The sequence below is a fragment of the Francisella opportunistica genome (assembly GCF_003347135.1).
Lineage (GTDB): Bacteria > Pseudomonadota > Gammaproteobacteria > Francisellales > Francisellaceae > Francisella > Francisella opportunistica.
The window spans coordinates 1,500,007-1,522,669 of record NZ_CP022377.1; the positions used below are offsets into that span (position 1 = coordinate 1,500,007).

Consider the following 22,663-nt stretch of genomic DNA (forward strand, 5'->3'; position numbering starts at 1 on the left):
GCTTTTAAATATATTTTTTTTGTATTAAAATCTAGGGTCATAAATTAACTGTGAGAGCTTTCGGTTATGCTACGTAAAATTTCGATTTTTTTATCTTTAATAATATTAACAACCTCAAGTGCTTGGGCGATAGTAAATCCTGTTGGTATGCTTAACGGAACTATCGTAAAAACTCAAAATGAACTTATAAAGCATGCTGATGAATACAAACAAGATCCATACAAGCTGCTGCGTCTTGTTGATAACGAAATCATTCCAATAGTTGCACCTAGTGTAATTGCTCAGCTTATTGTTGGAAATTCAAAATGGGAAAAGGCAACACCAGCTGAACAAAAACAGTTTATCCGTTCAGCTACAGAGATGCTGGCATTTATGTATGCTAAAAACGTTGCATATGCTGGCAAGTACAAACTTACATTATTTCCTTTTAATAACAATGATAAAAGCTGGGAAAAAAAGCCTATTGTTATCGTAAATGGCAAAATTACAAACATAGATAATAATCAAAGTTCAGATTTTGCTGTAAAAATGTTCCAAAAAGATGATAAATGGCATATCTATGACTTTGATGTGGCTGGTGTAAGTATTCTAAGAACATATCAACAACAGTTTGCAGCCTATAAGACTGTTCCAGAAATGACAGAAGCCGCTCAAAAAGTTACTCAAAAAATCAAAGAAAAAACATATCCAAAACTTTTAGATAAAAACTATAATCTTCAGAATATACAATGATAACTGTAGATAATAATATATGGACTATAGCAACAGAACTAACATTCAAAACCGTTGCCAAAATATATAAAAAATCTAGGAAAAATCTAAAAAAATTAGATAAAACTTGGATTATCAATTTTGCTAAATGTAATAGAATCGATAGTGCAGGCTTATCGCTAATGATTGAATATATAAAATATGCTCAAAAAAATAATATACAAATCATATTTAAAAATATTGACCAAAAGACACTTTCTTTAGCAAAAGTACATGGTGCTAAAGCTATTTTAGAAGAATATATTAATTAGTATCTTAGGAGAAAAAATGACAAAGGAACAACTTAAGGATATCTTAGAGAATTCACTAAAAAACTGTACAGCAGATGTCCAAAGTGATGATAATGTACATTTCTCAGCAACTATAATTGCCGAAGAATTTAATGACATAGCTAGTAAAGTTAAAAGGCAACAATTAGTCTACTCAAAAATAAATGAATATATCCTTTCTGGCGAGCTACATGCTATAGCAATGAAAACTATAGCCACTAATGAAGTTAAATAAGTTTTTATTTTTCTTCTTTATTTTCTATCCTTGAATTTTTATAGAACTAAAATACCACTAAATATAAACTAAAGTTACGCTATGTAAACTTTACTTAGTAGGTAAAAAAATTTTTTCGAATATCAATAAATCAAAAACTAACTCTGCTCTGCAAGAGTTTGAATTGCTGACGCTGGAGAGTCTGCATCACCTGGAAGATCTGCTTTGGCATCTCTGATTTCTGTTTTTAGCTTACTAGCTTCGCTTTGTGTTGTATCATCATAGTCAACATTAGCTAAATCAAGAGCTCTACTATCATTCGAGTATACTTGATCAAATGCTTCCTCAACTTGTGATGCTTTGTTAACAGTACTAATGCTACTCTTGAATATAACTGGAGGCTCAGAAGGCTTAACTTTAGTACCACCTGTAGTAGCAATTTGTGCATTGATATTATCACTATCTAATCCTAATACTCCTAATACTGCTTGGTCAGTCTGGATAGCTGCATCATCTTTATTTAACTGCTGTTTTAGTACTTTAGCCATACCATAATCATAGCTCTGTAGATAAGCATTTCTCATCGCTATATAAGGATCTATAGATACTTCTTTAAGATTTGAGTATGACGGCAGATAAGATACTCCTTGGTTAATATAGTATGTACCTGTCGTACCAACACTGACTCCCCAAGATATTGCAGTACCAACAGGAGCAAAGAAAAATATATAAGTTAAAGGATTAAATAATGCATCAACACCTGTAGTAATATCTTCTAGTGTCCCTGGACCAATAAGAGGCCACACTACATATGGTGATGCTTCATTATCCTTATATACACCCCATTTATGTAATGTAACGGCAAAGCTTTGATGATACCTCATCGGCTTATTAAACCAGCTATCAGCAACATCAAAATAACCTGCTAAACCTAAAGTAGTATTTGTCAAGAATCTAAAACCATCATCACCAGCATAATCCCACTCACCTTGGAACATATCATTTGCGACCCTAGCAGGTTCAGCTAAGTTTTGGAATATATTAAATATCCCGCTCTTGAAAGAATCTGGGACAAATTCGTCATACACATTAGCAGCAGGAGTCAAAGTCTCATAAGCCTTATCATTAAAAGCATACATTGATCTATTATAACTCTCAAAAGGATCACGGTTATCAGTAGTAGTTTTCCAGCTCGAACAACTACTCAAAGTCGCGCTTAATAGTGATAATAGCAAAGCAGACTTAGCACTTAGTTTCATCAAAATTATTCTCTTATTTAGGTTGGCAAAAAAATACAAGAGCTATTATAGTAAATTAGCGTACAAAACTCTAATAAAAATTTTCTTAGCAGGTTATCTTTGATATTATTTAGAGAGTAATATCAAAAATCTCTCAAAATCATATGAACAATATAGATAATAATGAAGTTGATAAATTCTCTCGCTTAGCTAGTAGTTGGTGGAATCCTAATGGTGAATTAAAAACTCTCCATCAAGTCAATCCACTAAGATTAGAATTTATCAAGAAATTCACAGGTCTTGATAATAAAAAAATTATCGATATTGGTTGTGGTGGTGGCATACTGAGCGAATCACTAACAACAAAGACCAATGATGTTTATGGTTTGGATGCCTCTCCACAAGCTATAAGTATAGCCAAGGAGCATGCTAAGCAGAATAAGCTCAAAATTAACTACATAAACTCAACTGTAGAAGATTTTGTCATACAATGTAATTTAAACTTTGACATTGTAACTTGTATGGAAATGTTAGAACATGTTCCAGACCCAGAGAGTATCATCGCTTCGATCGCAAAGTTAATAAAAAAAGATGGTTTATTTTTTACCTCTACTTTAAATAGAAACCTCAAATCGTATCTACTATCAATTGTTGCTGCTGAGCATATTCTAAAAATGGTACCACAAGGTACACATCAATATAGCAAATTTATCAAGCCTTATGAACTGATAAAAACTGCTGAGAAATATGGTTTTACAGCACTAGAAATAATAGGTGTGCATTACAACCCACTTACAAATAGTTTCAAACTTGGGAATGGTGTTGATGTTAATTATATTATAGCTTTCAGAAAGGTATAAAGATGCAATACAACTATTTTAGCTACCCTAATGAAAAACTCCCACCCTATGGTTCTGTAATGTACTTTGCATATCGCAAGTTAGCTACTGATAAACAACAGATAATTTATTTACTTGACCAAATTAAATCACAAATAATTTCATGTACCGAACTTTATAACAACCTTGAAGTAGCCAATGCGAAAATGAATTGGTGGTTAAAGGAAGTAAATAACCTCAATAATAAAAACAATATAGCTTCTCCGCAGCTAAAAAAATTAGCAGAAATCTTTGATCAAGGAACTCTCTATCAAAAGCTAACTGAAGATATTAGCCTTTCTATTGATAACAGTAGTGCTACACAAAGAGACTTCAAACAACATTTCTCAAAGAATTTCTTAGGTATTGAAACTCTCAAGGCTTTATACCTAAATGATTTTGCAGCAATTGATAGTAGCAAAATTGAGCAAATAAATGCTAATAATGAAATAGTTAGACATATTTTCTGTATCCCTAAGCATTTTTACAATCAAATCAGCTTTGATAATAAAATTACACCAACTATGTCTAGTAAAGATTTCAAAGATATAACTACTCAATGGTTAGAACTTTATAAAAAAACAACTCTTGATAAAAAGCTTAAACCACTAAAAAAAATTAATAAAATCCATCATAAAATGGTGATAAAATACATTAAAAGTATCGATAACCCTTTTAGGGCAGCCCTAGACTTTTCTCCTTTAAATTTACTTTTTTATTCGCTATGAAGAAACTGTTGTTTTTGATATTCTTTTTTAGTTTTTTACAGCTTCCTGCTACAACAATATCCAATGATTATGATTTTACTAATTCTTCACCACCATATTTAGCTAGCTCTAATTTCTACTCTGATATTAATAATAATCTAAAAACCGACCATAAAAAAAACAATTTCACTATTCAAGCTCAAAATAAAACTCGTGGCGGTTATATCGGTATGACGAGTAGCTTGTCTTTTTGAATAAAGCTTTAAAAGCCATTTTGTAAAACAGGCTTAGATAATATACTTATTCTAAAATTACTATAGTCAAAATACTAATCTCTTTAGTATTTTTAGCTAGAGATTATATTGCTAATCAGAACTACTTATGTATATAGTTAAATTATATTGGTATTTTAAATATAGGATTTTTTGTAATGGAAATCAATACTTCCAAAAAAATGTCTTTGTTTAGTGCGATTCTTATTGGTGTGACATCAATGGTCGGCTCAGGCTGGCTATTTAGTGCTCAACTTACAGCAAAGACAGCGGGAAACTGGGCTTTTCTAGCTTGGATATTAGCTGCGATTATGATTATGATGGTTGGCTTATGTTTGGCTAAAGTGGTATCAGTATTTCCAGTAAGAGGTGCTACAACAAGATCAAGTGCACTATCACATAATAGTGTCTTTGCGATGCCATTTGCTTTTGCTAATTGGTTTGGTATTGTGGTAATGATATCTACAGAAGCGCAAGCAACAACACAATATCTTGCTGGAATTAAAGGTTTAGAGTGGCTAATGCATAATGGCATTATATCAACTTATGGAATGTTATTATCTTTATTTATATTGGTTATTTACTTAATTATTAACTTCTATGGTGTCAAACTACTTGCTAGTATAAATAATGGTATAACAGTATTTAAAATGTTTGTACCTGCCGCAATAGTCATAATCTTTATTGTATATGCTTTCACTCATAGTACCGAGCATCATAGTTTGATTTCTGCAGATATACCTAACAACAATTTTACTGTTAGTAATGCTTTGACTGCAATAGTTGCCGGTGGTTTAGTATATACATTTAACGGTTTTCAGATTGTCGTAGCATATAGTAGTGAGATTAACAATCCTTCAAGAAATGTTCCACTTGCAATTATCTTATCACTAGTTTTGGTATTAATACTTTATATGGGATTACAATATGCTTTTATGCAAGCAGTTCCACATGAGTATCTAATCTCAAAAGGTGGTTGGGCTGGACTAGACTTTGAATCTCCTTTACTACAAGTAGCTACACTGATAGGACTTGGTTATATAGCTGTTTTATTAATTATAGACAGTATTGTAAGTCCTTCTGCAACAGGTTATAGCTATCTTGGTGCTTCTTCAAGAATGCTATACGCGATGTCAGCTGAAGGTCAAATGCCAAGATATTTTGCCAAAATTAACAAAAAAGTGAATATTTCAAGAAGATCACTAATCGCTAACTTTTTAATTTGTGCTGGTTTCTTACTGTTTTCTGATAACTGGGCTGCACTGATGCTTATTGTGACAGGATTTAACATTATTGGCTATATGGCAGCACCTATTAGTATGGGAGCGATTGCTCCTAGGGCAAGAATATTTGGCATGATTGTTTTTGTGCTACTAACCATGCTACTAAATACTGTTGAGGTAAAAACTAATATACATCTAAGTATAATTCTTGTTATTCTTATGTCGATCTTCGGCGCTTTTGAATATCGTAGAGTTGGATTTAAGAGTTTAATAATCCTAGTTATGCCTTTCATAATTTTTGTATGTATTATATCACCTATCGATCATACATACTTTGAAGGTTTAATTGGGGCTATATTCTATCTAATAGTTACAGACAAACGCTATGTAGCTTATTGTAAAAGGACTGCTAATCAAGATAATATAATTGAGGATTAGGATTAGCTTTTTCTTAACCATGAACAAAACTATTTTACTAAATCAGCAATAATATACATATTGAAAATTAATTAATTATAAATTATTATTAAAATGATAATGAAAAATTAATTGAAATTAATTAAATGAAATAAGGGAAATACTAACATGAACGAAACAACAAAAACAAACCAAAACCGCGCTATAAATTTTCTAAAAAAATTCTTTAGTTTTGATAGTATGATAACACCAAATATTATTACTTTTCTTTTTTGGCTTATGATAATAATTATAATTTTATCGGGACTTGGTACTATAGTGAGCGCTTTTACTAACTACTACTATGGTGTTAATCAATTGCAAATCATATATGGTTTATTATACATAATCATAGGATCTTTAACTGCTAAAGTTTTCTGTGAGACACTTATTGTACTCTTCAAAATCAATGATAGCCTAAAAGAAATAGCTAAAAATACACGTAAATAGTCAATAGCCCTGTAACATACACTAATCTTTATTTAACTTAAGGCCTAAAAGATTTAAAAGAATTTTCTCACGGATTTTTGTTACGAAAATATTCTTTAAATGAATCTTTATACTTCACTAGTTCAGCATACGTAAGCAAAAACACCCCATCACCACCATCAGCAAAACTAAGCCATGTAAAAGGAATATCTGGGCAAATTTCAATTAGTGCATATTGACTATTGCCGACTTCGACAATTAAGACACCTTTTTCTGTCATGTATTGATCTGCCTCTAAAATAATTCTTTTTGCAAGATCTAGACCATCATCGCCAGCCTCAAGTGCAAGCTTTGGTTCATAACGATATTCTTTTGGCATACTATCTAAGTCTTCTTTATCAACATATGGAGGATTTGAGATTATTAAATCAAATTTTTGTCCCTTAAGATTATTAAATAGATCAGACTTTACTGCCTTAATTCTATCACTTAGCTGATGTTTTTTTATATTGTGATTTGCTACTGCTAAAGCATCATCCGAAATATCAACTAAAGTTACATCTGCCTCTTCAAAGACATTACTACAAGCAATACCTATACAACCACTACCAGTACATAAATCAAGTACATTTGTAACATCATCAATATCATTAATCCATGGCGAAAAATTATTGCGTATAAGCTCTGCTATTGGCGATCGTGGAATAATAACTCTCTCATCAATATCAAACTCCATACCAGCAAACCAAGCCTTTTTAAGAATATAAGGTAATGGTTTACGCAGAAATGCTCTTTGATAAACATAGTCTATAATTGTTTTTTTCTCTTCAGTGAGAAGTTTCGAACCTACCATATTGCTATCGATATCATGTGATACATTTATGGCGCTAAGTACCAGATGTACAGCCTCATCCCACATTGAATCCGAGCCATGTCCAAAATAAACATGATTTGCTGTCATTTCAGAAATTGACCAACGAATATAATCTCTAATCGTATGCAGATTATTTATAATATCTTGTTGTTTTTCTTGACTATACATTTATCAACCTTTTTTCCATGTAGTACCAGTTGCACTATCCTCTAAAATTATTCCTTGCTGTTGGAGCTGATTTCTTATCTTATCCGCACGCGCATAATTTTTGTCTTTTTTAGCTCGAGCACGCTCAGCTATAAGCTTTTCAATCTTGCTAGTATCCATGCCATCACCCTGCTTGAAGTATTCTTCAGTATCAGTGAATAAAATACCCAATACATCACAAAACTTACGTAGTAAGAAGGCATAACCACTAGCTTTATATTTATTTGTAATTTTTAGCGTGTTTATCTCTTTTGCTAGACTAAATAATATCGCTAAGGCCTCTGGAGTATTAAAGTCATTATCCATCGCCTTTATAAATTTCTCCTCATACTGGCTAGCATCATCAGGAAGATTTACTTCAATAGGTTCAATATCTCTTAGGGTATTAAATAACCTCTCAACTGAAGCTTTAGCATTTTCAAGATTTTCTTTTGAGTAGTTAATCTCACTTCTATACACAGTCGAAGCTAAGAAATATCTAACCACTTCAGGATGATACTCTTCTAATACCTCTACTATTGTAAAGAAATTATTTAAAGACTTAGACATCTTCTCAGCATTAACTTTAACCATACCTGAATGTAGCCAATAATTTGCAAATTTACAGCCATTACAAGCTTCTGATTGAGCTATCTCATTTTCATGATGTGGGAATCTAAGGTCAGAACCACCAGCATGGATGTCAAAAGTATCACCTAGAAGTTTCTTCGACATTGCAGAACACTCAATATGCCAACCTGGACGACCAGCTCCCCATGGCGAATCCCAAGCAGGCTCACCCTCTTTTGCTGTTTTCCACAGCACAAAATCAATTGGATTTTCTTTTTCTTCAACAACATCAACTCTTGATCCTTGTTGTAAAGCTTCAAGGTTTTGCTTACTTAACTTACCATAATCTGCAAACTTAGTAACTCGATAAAAAACATCACCATTAGCTCCTTGATAAGCATAGCCTTTCTTAATCAAAGTCTCAATCATTGCTATCATTTCCGGAATTGTTTCTGTAGCTCTTGGCTCTTTAGAAGGCTTGAGAATATTCAGCCTATCAAAAACATCGTGCATTGCCTTGATATTTCTCTCAACTAACTCAGTAGTAGATTCACCATTTTCATTAGCTCTTTTGATAATTTTGTCATCAATATCAGTAATATTTCTCACCAATATGACATCATAACCACGGTATTTAAAGTATCTATTGATTACATCAAAAGCTATATAAGTCCTAGCATGACCAATATGACAATCATCATAAACTGTCACACCACAAGCATACATTTTGATTTTATTAGCCTCAATTGGCTTAAATTGTTCTTTCTTACCAGATAAAGAGTTATAAAAAATCATAAAGTAAAAAATCCATCTTTTGAATCTTATAATTATAAGCTATCAGTATAACTAAATTTTAGTATTTTTGGAAAAAATCTTAGTACTGAAAACTTTTATAAACCATATTAAGATATGGCTGAACATTATTTAAAGCATCTAATTTATTACAGCTGTCATAAGTAGCACACCCAGAGTCAAAATAAATTCTAGCTGCATTACTACAATTTGAATTTATAGTACAACTTAAACCATCCGCTATAGCGTATATTTGCCCACTTCCATCCCTAAAAATTTGATAGTTCGAACCTGCTATTACTATACTACTGATAGTAGAATCATCTTCTATACTTCTAACATAAATATTACTATTAGTTATAACAAATAGTGCTCCAAACTTAGCTATTATCTTCTGTATAATTTCACCTGGAAAATCAGGAGAAGATAACAATGTTGGTGTTGCTATACCCAAACTATACAAATACTTATAATATCTATCTCCATTAAAGTAAACTATATAAAATTGAGTCGCATTTCTTTTTATCAACACTGGTTTATCAGTAGCCGCAGCTGTTAATATTCCCCTAGTTGAGCCTGTGCCATTACCTAACAAATAAGTACCCAAAGCATTAAAATCAAAAATATTTATACCCTGAAAAATTAATGGTACTCTCGCATCTAAAACAAATAAACTATCCGGAATCACAACATGTACCTGTGAATCCTCAAAGTCTGTTGAACCAGTAGTAAAGCTATCGGCTAAGCTTGCTATAAAAACCTTTGTAGTAATATTGTATGTAGTTCTATATACATCAAGATCATAATTACCTGATCTTTGGGTCTTTCTCAGTATTAAAGGCTTAGGCTCTTGCTTATTAGCATCATGATACCATTTAGCTAATATAATATTGCCCGGTTCACCTACTTGATTTGGATCTAAACTACCATATAAATCCCATGCCTCTTGCCATGCTGAACCAGAACCTGGTTCGTAATATGATGATGCTACACTCGAACACCATCCTGATTCTTTACATATATATAGATTATTACCTGAAGCTACTATATCTCCATTCTGATACTGTGTACCAGCCACATAAGTTGGATAATGTATGGGTAACTCTTGTATTTGCTGCCAATTAGATAGATCTGTCTGTGCTTGAATAGTATTAGTTATTAAATTACTAAGCGTAGTTGAGGATGTATAAGCTTTATTCCCATCATAAACTAATAAAAAAATACTCCAATAACCATTCTTGAGATTCCAACCAATAGCTAAGTTATAATCATTAACATTTAAATCGCTTGGAATATTAACTGATAAATTTGAACTAGTAGAAATATTTAGTGTATTAGCGTTTTTTTGTATATATCCAATATAACCTTGCTGCTTATCTAACACTTTGCTGTCAACATCAAGTTTATAATTTGCTAAATTACCATTCATAGCGTCAGGATTAACAAATGGTACATTTAGAGGAAATGTATTATCATCGTATTGTGTCATCAAGCTACTAGGCAATGTATTATAAATAAAATTCCTAACATATTTAATTACATCATTATTATAAAACTCATGCTTGACATCATAACTTATAAGGTAAGGATCGGCATTATACAGCTCAGCATTACTGTTTTCATACTCAAACCTAGCAACAATTGAATTAGGTGTTGTTACAAAACTAAAATTATCGATAGTTTCAGCTGTAGTTGTCGAAAAATCCGCTGCACCAATGATATTACCGAAATACCCTTCATCTACATTTAAATTTTGTTTTTCATCTACTAATGTATTTATAGCAAGAGAATCCATTTTAAAGTTATAGGCAAGAGCTGATATTATTATCATTAATACAAAAGCAAAAATTAAAGCTGCTACTAATGATGATCCTCTTATCTTTTTCATAAGCTTCTTTTATACGATTAAGCCTAATACTGAAAACTTTTGTAAACCATATTAAGGTATGGCTGAACTTTATTTAAACTATCTAATCTATTACAGCTATTATAAGTAGCGCATCCAGAGTCAAAATAAATTCTAGCTGCATTACTACAATTTGAATTTATAGTACAACTTAAACCATCTGCTATAGCATATATTCGTCCTTCTCCATCCCTAAGTATCTGATAATTTGAACCTCCTATAGCTACTCTACTGATCAAAGAATTATTAGCTATATCTTCAACATAGATATTATTATTCGTAATCACAAACAAAGCGCCAAATTTTGCTATTATTTTTTGAATATTTTCACCTGTAAGAGTTCGTGAAGATAACAGCGTCGGAGTAGCTACTCCTAGACTATACAAATACTTATAATATGTACTACCGTTAAAATATACTATAAGCAACTGTGTCGCGTTTCTCTTTATTAAAATCGGTTCATTTACTACATCAGCTATTAGCATTGATTTTGTTGAACCATTACCATCTCCTAACTTATAAGGCATAGCATAATTAAAATCTACAATATTCTTACCTTGAAAGATTAATGGAGCATTACCTTGTAATGTAAATAAACTATCAGGAACTAAATCATAAACACCATTCTCATCAAAATCTGTTGTACCAGTTATTAATCTATCGGTAAATTCAGCTGCATAAGTTTTAGTAATAGTGTTATAAGTTGTTTTGTAGACATCTATATCATAATTACCATTTCTAAGAAATTTTTCTAAAATTAAAAGCTTTGGACTACTCTGATTATTATCAAAATACCAACTCACATTAACTATATCCCCACCATCAAATTCCTCTAGACCCGAAACCTCTTTCCAATCAGACAATGAAAGTTCTGCAGTTTGTGGATTATTTTTGATATCATTTAAAGCTGCTGATGACGTATAAACCCTATCTAAATCATGTATTGCTAAAAGTAGAGTCCATTCATTATTTTTCAGCTCCCAACCGACACTAAAATCATAATAGCTTAAAGCTAGCGCTTCAGGATAACTAATACTTAATATATTTTCATAAATTTTAATTGTAAAACTCTGTGAGCTATTATTTAAACAAGGACCTCTATAATCACCATGATCGTGATGAGCGTCCCAAGAATTCTCAGAAACAACTATTCTGTTTCCACCATCTCCAGGATTATGACATATAATGTATTTTATATTACCATTTCCCTGCTCAACAATATAATCTGACTTTGATCCACTACCATCATAGCCATCTATTATAGGTTTTTGAAGGTATCCTATATACCCTCCCTCACTAGTTGATCTATTATTTTGATTTCCTATTCTGTAACTCAATGCTGAATCACTCATACCATCAATATTTACATAAGGCAGATTTAAAGGAATTACCGTTTTTTCATATTGAGTCATTGTAAAAGTTGGTAGTAAATTATAAATAAAATTCCTAATATATCTAAGTGCACTATTCTCAAAAAACTGATGTGTAACATCATAGCTTATTAGATAAGGTTCGGCACTATATAATCTAGCATTTGCATTTTCATACTCAAATCTAGGGGTAATTGAATTAGGTGTAGTTACAAATCTAAAATCGCCAATATTTTCGTCTGTAGTGGTTGATAAGTCTACTGTTCCTATAATATTACCAAAGTATCCCTCATGTACACTTAAATTTTTTTTCCCATCTACTAAGGTATTAATAGCTAGAGAATCCGCGTTAAAGTTATAAGCAAGAGCTGATATTACTATCATTAATACAAAAGCAAAAATTAAAGTCGCCAGTAATGAAGAACCTCTCATTTTCTTTATCATATTATATAAACCTATAAAGTAATTATTTTGTTAAATGTCTGACCTGCAATACTATAAGATATTTTCAATGCGGGATAATTGGAGCTATTTATATCAATATCCGCAGCAACATTATTCCAGGTTATAACATTATTACTAACTGTTGCATACTCAACCTGTAAGTTTTCAACTCCTCTTACAAGCTCATATGACATTCCATTAGCACCACTATTTTTGATATATACATATAATGAGTAAATACTTTGACCTTGGCTATCTTGTTTACCAGTATCTCTGACATAGAGAATCTCAAGCGAATATTTACCGATATAATCGCCTGGATAATAATCACTTCCTTGGGGTGATTGTGATAGGTTAATGGTATTTGAGTTACTATTCACATTTGATGCTTTAACTAAATTAATACTGTTTTTATTACATAAAAATAAATAATCACTTGCCGTTATTCCATCTACAGAACGAAGATGCAAAGTTGAATTAAGTGAATTTATTTGAGTAAGGCTAGAATGACTTTCTTCTTTTTTAATCATTATATAGTCTGTCTCAGGTTGATAGCATCCTGCTGAACAATTCTCTTCTAATGATTGAGGAATATGTGCTGAATTAGCTAAAGGTAATCTACCAACACGAATCATAGTAGGACTATAAAAAAAGCTATCCAAAGAATCAGATGTTCTATCATAGTATGTTTGTTGTGAAGAGCCAAAATTACATGCAAAACCAACATCTTTGATAAAATTAAAGAGTATATTTTTGACTAATAACTCCTTGGCTTCAGTTGTGGTCTTATCTTTATATTCAGTATACTTACTCTTTACCGCAATATAAGTAGTGATTAAAGCAGAAAGTATCATTACAGCTATAGCAGTAGAGATTAAAAGCTCTACCATTGTTAAACCCGCTAGCTTTTTTTGACTAAATTTTAATGACATTAATTTTCCACCTTAAACTACAAAACACACCATGAAGGCAGTAACTCACTATCAAATCCATGAGCAGTACAGCGCCATACAACACCCTGTGGAGTTATATCATTATTAGTAAATGGCGCTACAGTTATATAAGCACCAGAACCAAGCGGAGGATCATCTAGAGGTACAGATGTATTAATTTGAGTACCTCCTAAGTTTAATAGCACACCAGTATTCGATGACCATTTTTCTGTACTTGGCGATAAAAGAGTGTTTCTAGCAACTTCTATATCTGATAGAACGGCTGGATCATCAATTACACTAGCATTTGCATTAACGTAAATTTCATTAGCAGCTTGCATATACGCTCCAAGCTGTTGATTTATTATTTCTACTAGAGGGCTTACATTAGAGTACGCTCTTTTGATTACTTGAATAGAAAATTTATTATTCGTAGCGGTAAACTCGCGAATGCCACCACCACTATTAACCTTAGAAAAACTAATATCGCCAAAAGAGCTATCATTAAAATCCCCTGTTAGCATATATTCATCAACTCTAGTTTCTAATTCATCAACTAGTTCTACTTTTTTTTCTGTGAGAATTGCATTTGCCAATATATTACCTATAGCATAGAACGCTGTCATAAACACAAATAGACCTAAAGCTGCAACGATAAGCACTTCGATTATTGTAAATCCTTTATTGCTTTTGTTTCTCATATGCTTTGTATCACTCTTACAGCTTATCTTAAAATAACCTAGTTTTGTTAATTACATCCAACCACAATTATTTTAACATAAAAAAGACAGTTGATTAAATAAGCTACTTTCACTCTATTTTTAATTTATTTAGATATTTTTTGCTAAATCTTTGTGCTATTTGTATCTACACCTGCCAAAAACAGCAGATATAGGTTAAAACATAGAGGTTATGGCTAAATATGATAAAAATTTCACAAAACTTATCTTTGATTCGTCTTTGATCAATTAAATCGACAGCTTTTAAAAGTTACAGCTAACCACATATAAAAATGTCATGCTGAATTTATTTCAGCATCTCAGGGCGTGTTGAAAACTAGCCATATATAGAATAATATTTGTTAAAATATAGTTATATTAATTTTCATATGCTTATCTGATGAATCAACTAGAGATGATAAGTCTTAATGACTTAGTACCGAGAAATCATATATATCGTAAGTTTGTATCGATTTGGAATTTTAAAAATGTTGCTAAGAAATTAAAGAAGTTTGAAAAAGATAACCCTTATAAAGGTTATGGAATGCTACGTTTATTTAAATGTTTACTATTACAATTTATGGAAGATCTTAGCGATAGAGAATTAGAGAAATATCTACAAGAGAATAACGCAGCAAAATGGTTTTGTGAATTTACATTATTAGAAAAAACTCCCGATCATAGTGTATTTTGTAAATTTAGAAAGAATATAGGTACTCGTTTTATATCGGAAATTTTTAATGATTTAAGAAAGCAATTAAAACAACAAGGATTTATCAATGAAGTCTTTAGTTTTGTTGATGCTAGTCACTTAATAGCTAAAGCTAATCTTTGGAAAGAAAGAGATAAAGCTATCAAAGAGAAATATGAAAAGTTAAATAATGAAATACTTCCTAAAGTAGCTATAGATAAGCAAGCACGTATAGGCTGTAAAGGTAAAGATAAATTTTGGTATGGTTATAAGAAACATACTAGTGTAGATATGCAGAGTGGACTGATTAATAAAGTAGCTGTGACACCTGCCAATGTTACAGACGCAAAGGGTATAAAATATGTTTGCCCTGATGGTGGTGCGATTTATGCTGATAAGGGATACTGTACAAAATATGCTAACAAAACTGCCAGGGATAACTGTTGTGACCTTAAAGCTATAAAGAAGAATAATATGCTTGGTAAAAATCATGATCAAGACAGTTGGTTTAGTGCTATACGTTCACCTTATGAAAGAGTGTTTGCTCATCAGGATAAACGTGTTAGATATAGAGGAGTTTCAAAAAATCACTTTGCTGAACTGATGAAATCTATTTGCTTCAATCTTAAGCGTCTTGTAGTGCTTGACCCACTCAATTTGTGCTTGAACTAGGATACGTGTATCCAAATATCAGAAATATTAATAAAACATAAAGAAAAACTTTAGAATAGTGGCCTAAGATGCACAGCGTTAAAGAATTAAGCTTTAAACACACAAATTGGGTAAGCTTTCAACAGCCCCTCTCACTATAAGTATTGATTTTATTGAGCTCCTGAAACAAGTTTAGGATGATAGAATGTACTACTTTTATGCCTAGTAGGCTATATATCTTACCCTTAGATTTAATTAAACTAACCTTTGGTGAACAATGCCAAAATCGAAATAAGTAGCTAGTTTTTGTATTAATTCTCTCGATTGTCTTGGATCATTTTGGTCTGCTATATTGATGTTAGCATCACAATCATCTTTGATTGAACATTCTAAGCCATTTTTAACTGCAAAAAGCTTTGATTTTGTCCTATAAAACTGAAAATTATTATTTTTATTATTTTTATTTGTATAAGAGTTTTTTACTATCCCACCCCATAGAATTTGATAGTCAAGGCTACTATCTTTTTTAGCTTGTATCGTTAATTTAACTGGTTGCTCCTTATAAGCAATGTAGTCTAATTCAAAATCCAAAATAGTTTTCTTAACAATATTTAAACTTACTCGTTTAACATTTTTAGCGACTTGATCAATTTCAAAATTAACATCTCCACGTGATACCTTGATAGAATCAATATCAACACCTTTTCCCAGGATATAAAAAATTACTTTATTATCATCTAGCGAAATATCTTGATCACAAGCAAACTCTACTGAACCACTAAAACCATTTTGCACATCTATAAGCTGGCAATTAGCTGCATAAATATTACAAATACTCACAATTAACACACAAAAAAACAAGCTTATTTTTAACATTTAATAATACCTATATAGCAACTTCACTGAGCTGTTTATTAGCAAAATCATCAACATATATATTTTTATTTGTAATTATAAATTTTAAACCATATTTGACAATTATATTTTCGATTGTTTGTCGAGGATAAATCACTGTGTTAGCAAGGCTTATAATATTAGTATTACTAGTATATTTGTATTGGTAATAACGATCTCCACTATAAATCAAAATATAATAATCATAAAGATCTTTTTTTACTATTACAGGTTTATGCTCAACTATGCTATTTAGTGGCACTATTAATCTGTCAGTTTTATTAGAGTTAGCTAAGTTATATACTACTAACTTATCTCCAGCAAATACATATAGTGGACTTTTTGCTAAAGTGTAGTTTGGATCTAAAGCTTCGACATAAATGTTAGCATCATCAAGCGTTCCTAAATCATTTATAGCATCTTTGACTGAAGCTCTATAAGTATTATTAAAATTTTCATACTCAATATCTTCTACAATAACGCTAGTATTTCCAGCGCTATCATTACGCTTAGATAATACAACTAAACTTGGCTGTGAATTATCATGCTGATAATACCAGCTTAATGCAACAATATTTGCTGGTGAATCAACAACCTCTCTAGGTATCGATAAATCTAGTATCGCCTTATCAAAGTTATTGATAAGCTCATTAAGTGTCGTCTTAAAAATATACAAATGCTCACTATCATATATAGCTAATAATAACTGCCAATGACCTTTGCTAAGTTGCCAACCAATATCAATTTTATAATCCCCAGCGATATTTAAACCACTTAGACTTATAACTTGGGTTTTACCATCATTTAGCGATACTAATATCCAATCATATTCTTTCTCGATAACACCAATAAAGCCACTCTGATTATCGCTGATTTGTTGCTCTTGATTTAGGTGATAAAACTGCTGTGAAGTATTCATCCTACTAATATCAATATAAGGGACATTAATTGGCACAAACTCAGAATCATAATTAATCATTGAATGCTTAGGTAGCTCTTTATAGATAATATCTTTTGTTAGCTTAAGGTTACTTTTATAAAACAAACTATGAATTATATTGTTACTTATAGCAGCAGGCTCAGCGTTATAAAGTAATACATCAACATCTTTATTAGAAAAAACAGCTAGGCTACTTTTTAATATATTCTCGAAATCATAATTACCTATGTTATTTTTACCAAATTCGATTGAGCCTTTGGCAAATATATCTTGGATATATTGCTGCTCTGCTGTTATCACAGCCTCTTGTTGATTTAGACTTTTAATACCTAGAAGATTAAATCTAACCACATAAACAAGGCTTGAAACAACTACTAAAATAACAAAACTAAATATCATTACAGAGACAAGCGAAGAACCTGATAGTTTTGTAGATTTTTTTAATTTCATATTCTCTATAGCAAAATTATTTTCTCAAAGTATTTATCATTTAATCTAAACGATATTTTCAGCGCTTTAATTTTTAAATCATCAACATCTGTATCTTTAATGATATGTTTCCAAATTAAATTATCTTTATTAAGTATGGAGTAACTTATATTAAGATTAGAAACTCCTTCTATAAGTGGATATATAGCAGCAGATTTAGAACCCTCTTTGTTATACATATACAGCGAATAAATTATTTTTTGTGAATTTTTTTGATCATGAATTGCTGCTATATAAAATATTTGTACACTAAATTTACCAACATAATCACCTCTATCAAATTCATTAGCAGGAGCAATAACTAGATTAACTCTACTTTTATCTTTATCAATCGATGCTACTTTGACAATATCGACATAATCATTATTACAAAGTGCTAAATAATCACCACTATGCCACTGCTGACTAGTAGCTAAAGGTAAACTTAAATTTATCGGCCTTGAAGCTAAGCTTGTGAATGATTTTTCACTTTTTATCATTATATAGTTTGTGTTATTCTGATACAAAAATCCTTTATTATCACCCAAAGAGTTTTGTATAAAATTTGTTATATTAGAGATCTCACCTACCCTAATAGCTGAGCCATTATAGATAAAATTAGCGTTTCCCTGATTCACAGCTGTTCTATTTATATATTGTTGTTTAGCACCATACTTACACGATAATCCAGCATTGATAATTGCATCATAAAATATTTTTTTAGTAGTTAGTGCTTTAATATCTTGATCTGCTTCTAGTTTTGTCTTTTGATAATTCTTTTTTGCCGAGAAATAAATATTTATAGCCATAACTATGACTATAGCTGATATAGTAACTGCTACCATAAGCTCGACTAAAGTAAAACCTCTAGTACTCTCCCTGTTAAGATTTTTCTTAGAATATTGTGCCATATCTTATTACTTCTTTGGAAATCCTAATTCCAAAGTCTTTATCTACACCAACAAACTTAATTAGCTTTGAGTTTGATGATTTTACTTGTAAAAAGTCACTATTACCTATAGCTATAGTATTAAATCTTCCTGTCAAAATGTACTGATCTATTTTTTTATCTAACCGCTGGGTTAACTGAACCTTCTTCTCAACTGTAACAGATGTCTTAACCGCTGCGTTTATTACTAAAAAAGATGATGATAACACAAAGAGGATTAAGCCTGCTGAAATTATACTCTCAACCAGCGATAATCCTCTTTGTTTACTCGTACACGAAAACCTAGCTTTCACGACTTAATCTTTTTCAATATTGAAACTCTTTTGATATAGTAGCATACTTTTTTCTAAATCACTTTTTGCTAGTGAAATTTTGTTTCATCTAACGACTTGCTTTAACTCGTAGGACAATATCTTTTAAGATACTATTATCAACTTTATACGCCTTGAGTGTAAATCTATCATGCTGCCATATAGTATTTATATAAAATATATACCGTAGCCAATCATAATAATTTAGCTAATATTTTGCTCTACCTAGTACCATAACACATAAAACAGTATTTAAAAAAAGTAAAATACTTGGCAACATACATAACAAATACATATAAAAATTTGATTGCGAATAAAATTTACAAATAGAATATACAGACACTATTAATCCAAATATCGAAAAGCTTAGCTTGCCAATATTATCATAAATAACTTTTGTCCAACCATCTACTTTATCAAAAACCTTACTTGTTGGCTTCCAACCTTGTGGTTTATTGAGGTAGTAGTTTATTTCTGCTTTGATACCACACCAAAATACAAATGACGATAACATAAACATTGCAATATAAATTTGCGAGATTTTACTCAAAAAGCTTCCTTTTATATCACCATATAAATAATACCATAAACTTAAAATCAATAATGGTACAAGTGTTACATTAACCATTGATACAAAAGCTGAATTACTTCTTGGGAAAAGAACCAATAATAATGCAAATATTGGAAAGCCAGATGCGACAACTTTGAACAACAGATATAGCATATCTAGCTTTACCCTAAAGTATAAGTTTGATGAACTGATAATATTTGACATATATTTATGCATTACTTGCATACCACCAAAAGACCATCTTAGCCACATTTTCTCAAACTCTTTAAGAGATGTTGGAACCCATTCTCCAGTTTTAAGAAATACTGGTTTACTTGTAAAGCCTGCCTCATAGCATCTAAACCCTGCAGCGATATCCTCTGTCACCATCACTTGAGATCTATAATACTCTTCCCACTTAGATGTTGCTGATAAAGCCTTTCTACTCCATATACCATTATGGCCTTGGTAATTACAATAGCCATACTTACCAACAAACTCATTGAAATAGCGAATTGTGTTTTGGAAGATACTTGCAACTTTGGTAACTAAATTTGTACTGTAGTTAGTACTTTCTATTAAGAAACTAACAAATCCAAGTTTGGAATTTTGTTTAAATTCAGGTAAAGCTACTTTCAATGCATTTTCGGGTAATGTCGAGTCTGCATCTAAAAATAACACATAATTAAAACTAATATGTTGCATAGCAATATCAAGGTTACGCGGCTTAAAACCTTCCGTACCACTTCTATGGATAAACTTACAACTAATTCCATCAAGCATATTACGGTGGCTAACATATTGTTGCCATCTAACAAAATCTTGATGGCTTAAATCACTATTATCGACAACAACTATTTCTAGTTTTTCTGCTGGATAGTCTAAACTATAGGCTGAATCAAATGTCAATTTACAAACATCAAAAGGCTCATTACGCGTTGTTATGACTATAGAACATTCAAGCTCAGCAGCCTGCTCGACAAAAGCCTTTTTTGGAACTAAGAGACTATCAATAAAACAATGAATACTTAAAATTATTCGATATCCTAGCAAGAAAAAAGTCGGCAATAAAATAAATAAGATCAGCATCAATATAAATGGATGTGAGCTGTATTCAACACTAAGTAAAACTTCTGTGGTACAAACCACAAAAGCAAAACTTAACACAACATAAATACTAGTTATAAAATTAAAATCTCGAGATTTTGAAGTAATAAATAGATAAAAAACAAAGCAGAATAGTAACAATAACATAACTACTCCAGCGAAAGTCTTCCCAGCTAGTGAAAGATAATACAATACTAGCATAGCCAAAACAAACAGTAGTGATTTTTTCATAAAAGATCATTAAGGTCAAATGATGAGAATTTTACTTGAAAAAAATTAGACTAACAATAACAATTTATAATGATTGTTTGTATTTTTGATATTCTAGCTGAACTGACTCTACTGGTTTAGAAGTTAACAAACTAAATACGATTATGCATATACTACTTAGTGCAAAACCAGGAACCATAGCATATACCTTAAACCAACCACCTAAATATCCAAACAATGGCCAGATTAAAACAGCTAATGAGCCTGATAGTATTCCTGCTATAGCCCCGCTTTTGTTCATTCTTGGCCAAAAAAGAGAAAAGATCACTACAGAGCCAAATGAACTACCAAGTCCAGCCCATGCAAAACCAACCAAGTTTAAAATAGTAGTATTTGGATTGTATGACAAAATAATTGCAACAATTGTTACCAAAAACACTATCAATCTACTGACATTTAAAAGCTCTCTGTGACTTGCTTTGTTACGGATAAATTTAGCATAGACATCAACCGAAAAAGCACTAGATAATGATAAAAGCTGTGCCGAAGAAGTGCTCATTACCGCAGATAATACTGCAGCTAATAAAACACCTTCCATCCATGGATTAAAAAATACCGCAGATAATTTCAAAAATACAGACTCTGGATTTGCAATTCCATCTTTATAATATGCCGCTCCTAAAATACCAACACAAGCAGCACCAATTAATGCTAAAATCATCCATGTCATACAAATAATCATCGCTTTTGGAGTTTTATTTGGATCTTTTATCGCCATAAAGCGTACGATAATATGTGGCTGACCAAAGTATCCCAGTCCCCATGCTAAAAGAGAAACTATCGTAATCAAGGGTACTCCTGATGTAACATCATAAAATCCTTTAACATCAATGTTTGATAATGCTGACCCAATATTTACACTACCAATATCAAAATACACCACGATTGGAACAACAATTAAAGCTAGTAGCATCAAACTACCTTGAAAAAAATCAATCCAAGATATCGCTAAAAAACCACCCACACATGTATAAATAAATATTATTGCTGCTGTAAGTAATAAAGCTTGATGATATGAAATACCAAACATTGAACTAAATAATACCCCACCAGAGACAAAACCTGCTCCGATATATATCGTGAAAAAGATTACCACGACTACAGCAGTTAATGATCTTATCATCCCTTTATCATGAAACCTATTTTCAAAATAGGCAGGTATTGTAATAGAATCCCTTGCTATTTCAGTATATATTCGCAACCTTCTAGCAATAACACCCCAGTTTATAAATGCCCCAATTGTTAATCCTAACGGTAGCCATATTTGATTAATACCTGATACCATAAAAGCTCCAGGAAGGGCTAATAATAACCATGACCCCATATCAGAAGCTCCAGCACCTAATGCAGCAATTGGGGCACTTAAAGAACGCCCGCCTAACATATAATCTGAGACTTTTTTAGTTTGAAAATATGAGTATATTCCTATACCAAAAATGATTATTATGTATATTATAAATGTAACCCAAAGTATGCTATTTTGATTCATTAGTAAAGATTTTTTAAAAAACAATTACATCAATTTAACATCTTTATAAACTTTTTGAAAGTTTGTTTAGAAAATTTACAAGAACTTCTTGAA

At 31.3% G+C, this 22,663-nt stretch carries 22 protein-coding genes; 9 read left to right on the plus strand and 13 right to left on the minus strand.

Annotated elements, in window-relative coordinates:
- Positions 1 to 66: 66 nt before the first annotated feature.
- The 3 genes from CGC45_RS07380 to CGC45_RS07390 are packed head-to-tail and all read left to right on the plus strand — an operon-like array spanning position 67 to position 1,275.
- The gene (locus tag CGC45_RS07380) at positions 67 to 732 is read left to right on the plus strand and encodes an MlaC/ttg2D family ABC transporter substrate-binding protein (RefSeq protein WP_071629664.1); all 666 of its coding nucleotides are present in this window, start codon (positions 67 to 69) and stop codon (positions 730 to 732) included.
- Complete coding sequence (locus CGC45_RS07385; protein WP_071629665.1) at positions 729 to 1,022, plus strand: STAS domain-containing protein; 294 nt, start codon at positions 729 to 731, stop codon at positions 1,020 to 1,022. Before CGC45_RS07380 ends, CGC45_RS07385 begins: the two co-directional genes overlap by 4 nt.
- Before the next feature lie 16 nt (positions 1,023 to 1,038).
- A complete protein-coding gene (locus tag CGC45_RS07390) occupies positions 1,039 to 1,275 on the plus strand; it encodes a BolA/IbaG family iron-sulfur metabolism protein (protein ID WP_071629666.1) in 237 nt (78 codons plus the stop codon).
- A 137-nt stretch (positions 1,276 to 1,412) separates the two neighbouring features.
- Here CGC45_RS07390 and CGC45_RS07395 read toward each other — a convergent pair whose 3' ends face one another.
- Positions 1,413 to 2,513, minus strand: coding sequence for an MlaA family lipoprotein (locus CGC45_RS07395; RefSeq protein WP_071629667.1), 1,101 nt, complete (start codon positions 2,511 to 2,513; stop codon positions 1,413 to 1,415).
- 143 nt (positions 2,514 to 2,656) lie between these two features.
- On the opposite strand from CGC45_RS07395, the gene ubiG reads away from it, so the two are divergent.
- From ubiG to CGC45_RS07420, 5 genes are all read left to right on the plus strand, one after another.
- Positions 2,657 to 3,352, plus strand: a complete 696-nt coding sequence (gene ubiG / locus CGC45_RS07400) for a bifunctional 2-polyprenyl-6-hydroxyphenol methylase/3-demethylubiquinol 3-O-methyltransferase UbiG (RefSeq protein ID WP_071629668.1) — start codon at positions 2,657 to 2,659, stop codon at positions 3,350 to 3,352.
- A 2-nt stretch (positions 3,353 to 3,354) separates the two neighbouring features.
- Positions 3,355 to 4,098 carry a hypothetical protein gene (locus CGC45_RS07405; RefSeq protein WP_071629669.1) on the plus strand — a complete coding sequence of 248 codons (744 nt, stop codon included), beginning with the start codon at positions 3,355 to 3,357 and terminating at the stop codon, positions 4,096 to 4,098.
- Positions 4,095 to 4,331: a hypothetical protein gene (locus CGC45_RS07410; protein ID WP_071629670.1), complete on the plus strand. Its 237-nt coding sequence runs from the start codon at positions 4,095 to 4,097 to the stop codon at positions 4,329 to 4,331. Before CGC45_RS07405 ends, CGC45_RS07410 begins: the two co-directional genes overlap by 4 nt.
- Positions 4,332 to 4,507: 176 nt before the next feature.
- Positions 4,508 to 6,010: an APC family permease gene (locus CGC45_RS07415; RefSeq protein ID WP_071629671.1), complete on the plus strand. Its 1,503-nt coding sequence runs from the start codon at positions 4,508 to 4,510 to the stop codon at positions 6,008 to 6,010.
- A gap of 147 nt (positions 6,011 to 6,157) precedes the next feature.
- Positions 6,158 to 6,478 (plus strand): DUF4282 domain-containing protein, encoded by a 321-nt coding sequence (locus CGC45_RS07420; RefSeq protein WP_071629672.1) that lies wholly within the window; start codon positions 6,158 to 6,160, stop codon positions 6,476 to 6,478.
- A 67-nt stretch (positions 6,479 to 6,545) separates the two neighbouring features.
- Here CGC45_RS07420 and prmB read toward each other — a convergent pair whose 3' ends face one another.
- The 6 genes from prmB to CGC45_RS07450 all read right to left on the minus strand — a co-directional run bounded on the left by prmB (position 6,546) and on the right by CGC45_RS07450 (position 14,232).
- Positions 6,546 to 7,499 carry a 50S ribosomal protein L3 N(5)-glutamine methyltransferase gene (gene prmB / locus CGC45_RS07425; protein WP_071629673.1) on the minus strand — a complete coding sequence of 318 codons (954 nt, stop codon included), beginning with the start codon at positions 7,497 to 7,499 and terminating at the stop codon, positions 6,546 to 6,548.
- 3 nt (positions 7,500 to 7,502) lie between these two features.
- Complete coding sequence (gene cysS / locus CGC45_RS07430; protein ID WP_071629674.1) at positions 7,503 to 8,882, minus strand: cysteine--tRNA ligase; 1,380 nt, start codon at positions 8,880 to 8,882, stop codon at positions 7,503 to 7,505.
- A gap of 79 nt (positions 8,883 to 8,961) precedes the next feature.
- On the minus strand, positions 8,962 to 10,767 hold the full coding sequence (locus CGC45_RS09165; protein WP_071629675.1) for a hypothetical protein: 1,806 nt from the start codon (positions 10,765 to 10,767) through the stop codon (positions 8,962 to 8,964).
- A 23-nt stretch (positions 10,768 to 10,790) separates the two neighbouring features.
- Positions 10,791 to 12,599, minus strand: coding sequence for a hypothetical protein (locus CGC45_RS07440; protein WP_071629676.1), 1,809 nt, complete (start codon positions 12,597 to 12,599; stop codon positions 10,791 to 10,793).
- Positions 12,600 to 12,610: 11 nt separating this feature from the next.
- Positions 12,611 to 13,531, minus strand: coding sequence for a photosystem I protein M (PsaM) (locus CGC45_RS07445; protein ID WP_071629677.1), 921 nt, complete (start codon positions 13,529 to 13,531; stop codon positions 12,611 to 12,613).
- A 17-nt stretch (positions 13,532 to 13,548) separates the two neighbouring features.
- Positions 13,549 to 14,232, minus strand: a complete 684-nt coding sequence (locus tag CGC45_RS07450) for a type II secretion system protein (protein ID WP_084387450.1) — start codon at positions 14,230 to 14,232, stop codon at positions 13,549 to 13,551.
- 418 nt (positions 14,233 to 14,650) lie between these two features.
- Here CGC45_RS07450 and CGC45_RS07455 point away from each other — a divergent pair, with 418 nt between their 5' ends.
- The gene (locus CGC45_RS07455) at positions 14,651 to 15,613 is read left to right on the plus strand and encodes a transposase (protein WP_071628504.1); all 963 of its coding nucleotides are present in this window, start codon (positions 14,651 to 14,653) and stop codon (positions 15,611 to 15,613) included.
- Between the two features lie 234 nt (positions 15,614 to 15,847).
- Here CGC45_RS07455 and CGC45_RS07460 read toward each other — a convergent pair whose 3' ends face one another.
- The 6 genes from CGC45_RS07460 to putP all read right to left on the minus strand — a co-directional run bounded on the left by CGC45_RS07460 (position 15,848) and on the right by putP (position 22,570).
- Entirely contained in the window at positions 15,848 to 16,468 is a 621-nt protein-coding gene (locus CGC45_RS07460; protein WP_071629679.1) for a hypothetical protein, read from the minus strand.
- Positions 16,469 to 16,478: 10 nt separating this feature from the next.
- Positions 16,479 to 17,885 carry a hypothetical protein gene (locus CGC45_RS07465; protein WP_071629680.1) on the minus strand — a complete coding sequence of 469 codons (1,407 nt, stop codon included), beginning with the start codon at positions 17,883 to 17,885 and terminating at the stop codon, positions 16,479 to 16,481.
- Positions 17,882 to 18,805, minus strand: a complete 924-nt coding sequence (locus tag CGC45_RS07470) for a PilW family protein (protein ID WP_071629681.1) — start codon at positions 18,803 to 18,805, stop codon at positions 17,882 to 17,884. Before CGC45_RS07470 ends, CGC45_RS07465 begins: the two co-directional genes overlap by 4 nt.
- The gene (locus CGC45_RS07475; RefSeq protein ID WP_071629682.1) at positions 18,789 to 19,136 is read right to left on the minus strand and encodes a type II secretion system protein; all 348 of its coding nucleotides are present in this window, start codon (positions 19,134 to 19,136) and stop codon (positions 18,789 to 18,791) included. Before CGC45_RS07475 ends, CGC45_RS07470 begins: the two co-directional genes overlap by 17 nt.
- A 226-nt stretch (positions 19,137 to 19,362) precedes the next feature.
- Positions 19,363 to 21,042 (minus strand): glycosyltransferase family 2 protein, encoded by a 1,680-nt coding sequence (locus CGC45_RS07480; protein ID WP_071629683.1) that lies wholly within the window; start codon positions 21,040 to 21,042, stop codon positions 19,363 to 19,365.
- A 64-nt stretch (positions 21,043 to 21,106) separates the two neighbouring features.
- Positions 21,107 to 22,570 (minus strand): sodium/proline symporter PutP, encoded by a 1,464-nt coding sequence (putP, locus tag CGC45_RS07485; RefSeq protein ID WP_071629684.1) that lies wholly within the window; start codon positions 22,568 to 22,570, stop codon positions 21,107 to 21,109.
- Between the last annotated feature and the right edge of the window lie 93 nt (positions 22,571 to 22,663).